This window comes from Silvanigrella sp., from assembly GCF_044369315.1.
GTDB lineage: Bacteria > Bdellovibrionota_B > Oligoflexia > Silvanigrellales > Silvanigrellaceae > Silvanigrella.
In genome coordinates, this window is the sequence record NZ_JBIPMD010000166.1 from 1 (window position 1) to 7,677 (window position 7,677).

The window sequence follows — 7,677 nt, forward strand, 5'->3', positions numbered from 1 at the left end:
CGCAATGAATATCATCTCTGGGAGCCGGATGTGGGAAAACTACAAGTCCGGTTCTGCAGGGGTTTCATGGCAATGAATTACTTTATTTGAAAGGAAATAAAAGTCATGTCTCTACCTACCAAAATTTTTAATTGAAATTTCGGTTCCGTCATTCGTAAAATTGGGAATTCCAGAGGTCATATTTAATAATTGTTTTATTTTAATTTCATGCCATAAAGGATAATCATGAGGAAAAAATTTTGAAATGGAATCTTCTAAAGAAATTTTTCCTTCGGTTTCAAGTTGTAGCATGACTACAGATAAAAAAGTTTTTGAAGCGCTTCCTATTTGAAATAAACTTTCATGAGTTACGGGAGCGCCCTCTAAACTTTGTAAACCAACATGATAAGTGTAAGGTTTTCCTTTATTCACAAGTGGAGATTGAATTGTAAAGGAGAGTCCCGTCGCTCCAATAAATTTTCCTTCTTTGCAAATGACATTTTCTAATTTTTTTTGGATATTCATTTTAATTTACTTTAAATTTATTTCAGTTTTTATGAGTAACTCTAAAATCTTTTGGGCTTTGGTAATTAGGCAAAGACCATATACCTATTTTTTCTTTTTTCGCTTTTTTTTTCGGCTTCGAGATAAGGAGTGACATCGAAATTTTTATCCATTTTTCCTTTATAAACTTCTGCCATACCAGAATCTACCATTTTTAAATTGACATTTAATTTTTCAAGAAAGATTTCAGAAAGAGAACGTCCAAAAGGATCGGTAGCATAATTTTTTAATGTAACAGACTTTCCTTTGATTAAATTATTAATAAAATCTTTACTCTCTAGACCGTAAGGCTGATTTACTTTATTTTTTCTATTAGTTACTTCTGGGGCATCAATTCCTATGAGTCGAATTTTCAGTTTCATATTGTCAGAACTTAATACTTGGCAGGTATCCCCATCATGACATTTTAAAACTTTGTATTTCACTTCCGTAGCGGCAAAGGCTGCTTGTGAAAATAGAATTGTATTTAATACTAACATGTTACGAAATATATTTTTGATTTGTGGAGTTATCATTCTTTTCACCTTTAAAACTATAATAATAAACGAGAAGCTTGTTGTTTTAAGCTAATTAAGTAACTTAACGCTTTTAAAGTTCTTGTACCATACCAACTTAAATTTTGACCATCTGCTATTAAATAATGGACATTTTCTAAATTAGCTTTTTGCAGAAATTCGTCAATATGTCTTTTTTTAAAGGGATAGGGTTCGGTACTAAAAAATAAAATTTTACCTTTTTTTAAAATGGGATCGGTTTCATTTAAAATTGGGTAGCGTTTATTTAACTCATTTGAGGTTAAAATTAAATTTTGAAAACCAACAAGTTTTAGCATTTCAGAGATATATGTTTTATCTCCGGCAACCATCCAGGGGTTCCGCCATATAAAATAAAAACATTCAATAATATTATTTTCTTCAGGTTTACATTTTAATAATAATTCTTCTGTTTCTTTTGCCCATGAATTTACAAAAGATTGGCATTCAAAAATGTTTCCAAGTTCCTTTATAAGTGCAATGGAATCGAGTGCTGTTTTAGGGAAAGAATCTATAATTTGGCAGTTTTTAAAATGCTCATTTTCATAAATTTCTTTTCTGATTTGATCCGTATTTTCTTCTTCATTTATGACAACATGAGTTGGTTTTAAAGAAATTATTTTTTGAATATTAGGATCTTTCGTTCCCCCAATTGAGGTCGATGTTTTTCGTAAGCTTTTTGGAGAAATACAATAATTTGTACATCCTACAATATAACTTTGAAGTCCAAGATCACAAAGGCTTTCTGTTAAACTTGGAACTAAAGAAACAATGCGCAAAGATTTCGTCATTTGAGACCTTCAAATAAAAAAATTAAAGTTAACCGCAATTTTATATCCTTATTCTTGCGAAAAACTTTAATCTTTTGAGAATGAAAATCTACTAAGATTTTATTTAGTGGATTTTGTTTTTCTTGTACTTACTTTTTTTCTTTCTTTGCTATTTAAGAAACGCTCAAGTGAGTTTAATGAAGAGTAACCAGCTAAATTAGCTACTTTTTCATTATCCATTCCTTTAGACAACCATCTTAGAATAGCGTGGTTTCTTAAACTTTCTGAGTTGTATGGAATTCCTAAAATTTCTGTACATACTTCATAAATAACAAATTTAATTCCATGTCTGTGCAAGAAATTAGTTCTTGTTTTTCTACTTACATTTAAGTAACCAAAAAATAATTTTGAATCGAGGGATGTTGATAAAGACATTTGTTCTCTAGTTTCTTTAAGCATATTTAATGCTCTGGAAACTTCAAGATTATAAGGAACAAGTCTTTCATTATTTCCAGTAACTTTTAAGCATCCTGCAATTGAATTTTCTGATGTTGGGTCTTCTAATTCAGGCCAAACGTCTCCCCATGTTAAGTTAGATGCTTCTGAAGCTTTTAATCCACACTCACCTAAAATTAAGATAAGTGTCCAATTACGAATTGCTTTTTCATCTTTGTTTATAGCTAGTTGTTTTAGCGTTCTGCAAAGGCTTAAATATTTTTCATGAGTGACTGTTAATAAAGCAGGAGCTGGTTGTTTTGGTGATTTAATATCTAAAAAAGGTGAATTGGTTATTATTTTTTCAGATACTAAAAAGTGAATAAAAGTGCGAACACTCATTTGTGCGCGGCGCATGCTAGATTGAGAATGTCTTCCATTTTCTTTTAAAAAATGAAGCCAATTTTCTTGAGCAGGATAAGAATAATTATCAGGACTAATTTGTTTCTCTATTAAAAACTCACAAAATAATGATAAGTCATTTCTATATGCGCTAATTGTATTAATCGATTTGCCAGATTTTTTTAATTGATTTAAAAATCTAATCAGTAGTGGTGATAACTTAGAAAATGCAAAAGTTTCCGGATAAAAAAAATCTTTGTTAATAATCTCAGACACAACAGACTGATGGTTGACAAAATTTCCGTCCATGAAAATCTCCTCAAAAAAACCATTTTTATTGAATGAAAGCATCTATATGCAAGAGCTTTAAATTCGTTGCTATAAACCTATTCCGTTTTATCAATACACTCAATGAGTATGGCATCAAAAAAAATAATAAAATAATTACAGTATATTAAAATAATTTAAATTAAAAATTACTTTATTTACATGTGCTTATATAAATGTAAGATATCCTCTGCTCTTTCAAGTTTTTTAGATAGGATTGATTGTAAAAATGTATCAACTTGTATTATAAAGACCTTTCTTTTTATTTTTTTTGGTAATGAAGGAATTTTAAAAGATATTCATATGGATAAAGAAAAAAATAGATATTTTGAAAGTTTAGAAAATGATTGTTTAAAGTTTAATCTGTTTTTTAAAATAAATTATGGTAGTCAATTTTTGAACGATAAATTGTTTTCAATAGATCGATCGAAAAAAATTTGTTTCTTTAAAGAGCACCAGTTGAAATTGTTTTTTCTAGATAATGAAATTTTTAAAGTTATTTTTCTTTTCATAGAAAAACTAAATTCTCTTTTTTCGAGCATTTTAAATCACTTTGGTGTTTTTTCTAGGGACGTAACAAATTGCCTTAATAATTCAAAATGTAGAGGAGCACATCAAAATGATTTTAGTACTCTATGCTGTTCCTATTTGGTTTGCTATATGAGTATAAAAGGTATTTCTATAAATTACCAGTATCATTGTTCTTTGAAGGCTATAACAAATTAGTTTAGATTTTCTCCTGAGGCTTATCCATGGAAAATTCAAAAAGAATATATATTCACCTTAGAAATGAATATCTAAAGTCTGAATTAAAAAAAGTAATACGAACATATAAAGCAGATAGGTTTTTTAATTACATTGATGCAAATATAATAGACCTTTTTACCACACAGTGCATAAACTTAGGTAGTGACTTAACAGGTTTGACAGATCACTATCTTTTGTTAGATATTTTTAAAATAGATCCTTTTATCAATCAATTTAAGTACACAAGAAAACAAACATTTCACTTTAAAGAAATTGAATTAAGTCAAATAAAAATGTTTAATAGTAACGTTAGGGTTGGTGTGTTGCTTAATGAAGAAAGAAGTAAAAATTTTAATGTCCATAATGGAATGTATCGAACAATCCAAATTAACCGAAATTATTGTTTTGTTTGTGTTTATGGGTTAGAAAAAAGAGATTTTATTTTTGATGTTGATTTTAACCCTCATTCAAAACAGGGGCAATGGTTTCAATTATTTGAATTTGCTCTTCTTGATGTTGTAAAGAAATATCTAATTGATATTGCTAATAACAAAGGGAATATAAAATGTCCGATATTAAAAGGTTATTAACACAATCAGCTGGCTTGCGTGCTTATTCTATAAGAGTAGGCATTTTAAATAAAACAAAAAAATACTTCTCAACTAAATATAATATTTTATCAAATTCAATTAAACAATATGAAGAAAGTCCTGTAATCAAATCAAAAGTAACAGGTCAAAAAATATATGAAGCTTTTATTTCTGAAGGCGTGAATGTGCCTGAGACTTGGTTTTTTGATGGCATTGGTGATTTTCCAATTAGCGAAGAAATTTGTTCTAAAATATTTTATGAGTTTGATGATCAAGAGTCTAAAGCTTGTTCCGATATTTTATTATTTAAAGCAAGATATAAAGATTCTGAAATTATTACTATTGAAGATAATATGAATAGTCCTTTTTATAATTATGGGGATTACGTCGGTTTTATTTGGCGTAAACTATCACAAATTGATAGCTTAAATAAAGTCGTTTGTGCCATAGAGCTTAGTGAGGGGATTTGTGTTCGAGTGTGCTCTAAAATATCGAATAATAAAGTTCGTATAGAAGGAAATAAATTATTAAATAAAGTAATAGCAACCGATTTTATCGCCCCCATTATTTTTCATAGGCCAGCAAAATGTTACAGACTCATAAATACAAGTTACTCTCTTTTTTAATTGGCTAATTATTTTTTGATGATCTCTAATAAATTATCTTCACCTAAAAGAGCTTGTGCTGCAATGTGATATCTTATTTCATTTTTAACCTCTTTTATGGAATAGTTTTGATAAGAACGTTTTGTTTTTGAAAAGAGTTTATGTTTTTCTCCACCCAAAAAAAATGGGGCAGTAAAAATATGCATAATATCAAAATGATTTTCTTGGATAAACGAACTTAATAATCTATGACCACCTTCTATCATGATACTTTGTAAAGGCCTTCCTAAAATATTCAAAATTTTAGAATTATTATCGTTTAAACATTCTAAAATAGACTCAGCTGTATGAAGCTTATTTTGTCCCTTATTGGTAATAAATTCAATTTCGCTATTTTCTAAAAGATTTTTTTGCCAATGAGATATTTTTTTTGAATTTCGATAACTTTCAAAAATATTTTTATCAATGATAAAAATTTTGTGAGAGCCTTTTTGTAATGTTTTTTGGAGGAGTTTTTGTTGTTGTTCTTCATTGCATGAAAATAATTTTCCTTCGGGATCATAAATAATTTTAAGAGGATTTCTTTTATTGATATGATTTAAATTTCTAATATCTAATGAAGGAAAATCGTTTAAAATCGTTCCAATCCCAACCATAATGGCATCGTATTTTTGTCTAAGCCAATGTGCATATGTTCGAGATTGCTCACCCGAAATCCACTGCCAGCCATTATTGTCATCGGCAAGACAGCCATCAAGAGATTGAGCCCATTTTAAAGCAATAAATAATTTATTTTTTTGCTGCTGAATAAAAAAAGGATAATTCCAAGCTTTTATTTCATTTGAAAGAAAAAAATTGGATTGTCCAATTCCTAAATTTATCAAGGACTGAATTCCTTGATTTGAAACAACGGGATTAGGGTCAATGCAGCCAACAACCACTTTTCCAATATTTTTATTTTTAAAAAGATCGCTACAAGGAGGTTGTCTTCCCTGGTGGGTGCAAGGCTCTAAGGTAATATAAATACTACTATTTTCTAGATCGTCATCGGATGCATTTTGAAAAGCAACTCGTTCCGCATGTTTATTGCCCCAGGACTCAGTACAACCATTTGAAATGATATTATTATTTTTAACAATGAGACAGCCAACAGAAGGATTCGGATTTGAAATACTTGCATTTTTCATACTTTCAAGAAAGGTATGAAAGAGCCAGTATTCATCACTGTGAGAAATACAGGCTTCCGGTGGGGGATAAATATTTTCCATATTTGGGAATAAATGAGGAAGCCAACCTCCAAATGTAAATCCTTTTTTTAGGCTAAAAGACATTTTTAATTGCCTTCCTATTGTTGAAATGTTAGTGAGCATGCTGAGCTTAATTGCTTTTTTAGGAAACAATCGGTTTTAAGCATACTTCGCATGGGTGCTAATACTGGTTCTTCCTGTATATTTAAATACTTGGGATAATGCCCAGAAAGGATTTACCATGCAAATTACTGTTGAACAACGCGCAGAAATCATAGCAAAATTTCGTACACACGAATCAGATACAGGCTCTTCAGAAGTTCAAATAGCTCTTCTAACAACTCGTATCAATCAATTAACAGAACACTTTCGCGTACATGCTAAAGATTATGCAGGTCGTCGTGGTTTGTTAGCTTTAGTTAGCCAACGCCGTAGTCTTCTTGATTACTTAAAACGTAAAAACGAAGCTGGATACCAAAAACTCATTGCTGAGTTAAGCATCCGCCGCTAATTTTTACGGTATAAAAAAAGCTTGAAAATATTACATTTTTCAAGCTTTTTTTTATAGGTGTATCTCAAAATTTATAAAAATGATTTATACTTTGATAACTATTGTCATTTTCAGAAGCCATTTGTCTTCACTAAAGGCAGAAGTGCTCTGCACTACAAACCTTTGTAAAAATCATAAGACGTCTTCTGACTTCAGTGCAGAGCACTTTTAAAAATGACAACAGAAATATTTTCTCATAGATATTTGGAAATAATTTTATCTATTATTCCCGAATTTTTTGCGATTGTAAGATTTTTTTCAATTTCAGCCATTAATGCCTTTGAATTTGGATAACTTTTAAGCAGGCAAAATTTAAATTCTATATCTGAAGCTTCTACAAAATTGATATTTTTTATAAATACATTATTCAAATTATTCTTTTTTATAATGTACTTAATACCTAAGTCATTTGCGGTAATATGAATGTCTTTTCTGTTTGAATTTATCATTGCAAGAACACTGTTTAAATTTGATATTTTTACGATATTAAAATTTTTATCTTTACTAAAATATGTATCAATCCAATTATCACCTATATATGAAATGAGTTCAAATTTTTTAAAACTTTCTATTGAATTTATTTTCTCAACTTCGGCTTTTAAATTATTATTCTTTGAATAAGCTATAGCAATTCTGGTTGAAATTGTATTTCCATTTTGAAATAATAAGAATTCCTCTCTTTTATCCGTTTTCACTGTAAAATGAGAATTAAATTCTCCATTTTTAACAAGCATCTGAGCTCTTTCCCATGGGAAACCCTCTGTGTCCTCCCAATAAGTGCATTTTACAAACACAATGAATGGTATTAAATTTTTTATAGAGAGTGGTTTTTGATTTTGTTGATAGTATCAAGATAATTCCAAGGTAACCAATCTTTTGGGTTTTGCATCCAAAGGTTTTGATAAATAAGAAGATCTCTAAGGTAATC

Annotated in this window: 9 protein-coding genes; 3 read left to right on the forward strand and 6 right to left on the reverse strand. The window is 29.3% G+C overall.

Features of this window, described 5'->3' with window-relative positions:
• Nucleotides 1-111: 111 nt before the first annotated feature.
• The 4 genes from ACIQ56_RS12295 to ACIQ56_RS12310 all read right to left on the reverse strand — a co-directional run bounded on the left by ACIQ56_RS12295 (nucleotide 112) and on the right by ACIQ56_RS12310 (nucleotide 2,992).
• Nucleotides 112-504 carry a serine hydrolase domain-containing protein gene (locus ACIQ56_RS12295; RefSeq protein WP_397601354.1) on the reverse strand — a complete coding sequence of 131 codons (393 nt, stop codon included), beginning with the start codon at nucleotides 502-504 and terminating at the stop codon, nucleotides 112-114.
• 65 nt (nucleotides 505-569) lie between these two features.
• Nucleotides 570-1,058 (reverse strand): thermonuclease family protein, encoded by a 489-nt coding sequence (locus ACIQ56_RS12300; protein WP_397601355.1) that lies wholly within the window; start codon nucleotides 1,056-1,058, stop codon nucleotides 570-572.
• A 17-nt stretch (nucleotides 1,059-1,075) separates the two neighbouring features.
• Nucleotides 1,076-1,867 (reverse strand): helical backbone metal receptor, encoded by a 792-nt coding sequence (locus ACIQ56_RS12305; RefSeq protein WP_397601356.1) that lies wholly within the window; start codon nucleotides 1,865-1,867, stop codon nucleotides 1,076-1,078.
• 99 nt (nucleotides 1,868-1,966) lie between these two features.
• On the reverse strand, nucleotides 1,967-2,992 hold the full coding sequence (locus tag ACIQ56_RS12310; protein ID WP_397601357.1) for a tyrosine-type recombinase/integrase: 1,026 nt from the start codon (nucleotides 2,990-2,992) through the stop codon (nucleotides 1,967-1,969).
• Nucleotides 2,993-3,762: 770 nt separating this feature from the next.
• On the opposite strand from ACIQ56_RS12310, the gene ACIQ56_RS12315 reads away from it, so the two are divergent.
• Together ACIQ56_RS12315 and ACIQ56_RS12320 are read left to right on the forward strand one after the other, a co-directional pair.
• Nucleotides 3,763-4,347 (forward strand): hypothetical protein, encoded by a 585-nt coding sequence (locus ACIQ56_RS12315; RefSeq protein WP_397601358.1) that lies wholly within the window; start codon nucleotides 3,763-3,765, stop codon nucleotides 4,345-4,347.
• Entirely contained in the window at nucleotides 4,323-4,973 is a 651-nt protein-coding gene (locus ACIQ56_RS12320) for a hypothetical protein (protein ID WP_397601359.1), read from the forward strand. Before ACIQ56_RS12315 ends, ACIQ56_RS12320 begins: the two co-directional genes overlap by 25 nt.
• Before the next feature lie 8 nt (nucleotides 4,974-4,981).
• Here the strand turns inward: ACIQ56_RS12320 and ribD are convergent, their stop codons facing one another.
• On the reverse strand, nucleotides 4,982-6,283 hold the full coding sequence (ribD, locus tag ACIQ56_RS12325) for a bifunctional diaminohydroxyphosphoribosylaminopyrimidine deaminase/5-amino-6-(5-phosphoribosylamino)uracil reductase RibD (protein ID WP_397601360.1): 1,302 nt from the start codon (nucleotides 6,281-6,283) through the stop codon (nucleotides 4,982-4,984).
• Between the two features lie 157 nt (nucleotides 6,284-6,440).
• On the opposite strand from ribD, the gene rpsO reads away from it, so the two are divergent.
• A complete protein-coding gene (gene rpsO, locus ACIQ56_RS12330; RefSeq protein ID WP_397601362.1) occupies nucleotides 6,441-6,710 on the forward strand; it encodes a 30S ribosomal protein S15 in 270 nt (89 codons plus the stop codon).
• 233 nt (nucleotides 6,711-6,943) lie between these two features.
• Here rpsO and ACIQ56_RS12335 read toward each other — a convergent pair whose 3' ends face one another.
• Complete coding sequence (locus tag ACIQ56_RS12335; RefSeq protein ID WP_397601361.1) at nucleotides 6,944-7,483, reverse strand: hypothetical protein; 540 nt, start codon at nucleotides 7,481-7,483, stop codon at nucleotides 6,944-6,946.
• Nucleotides 7,484-7,677 lie beyond the last annotated feature (194 nt).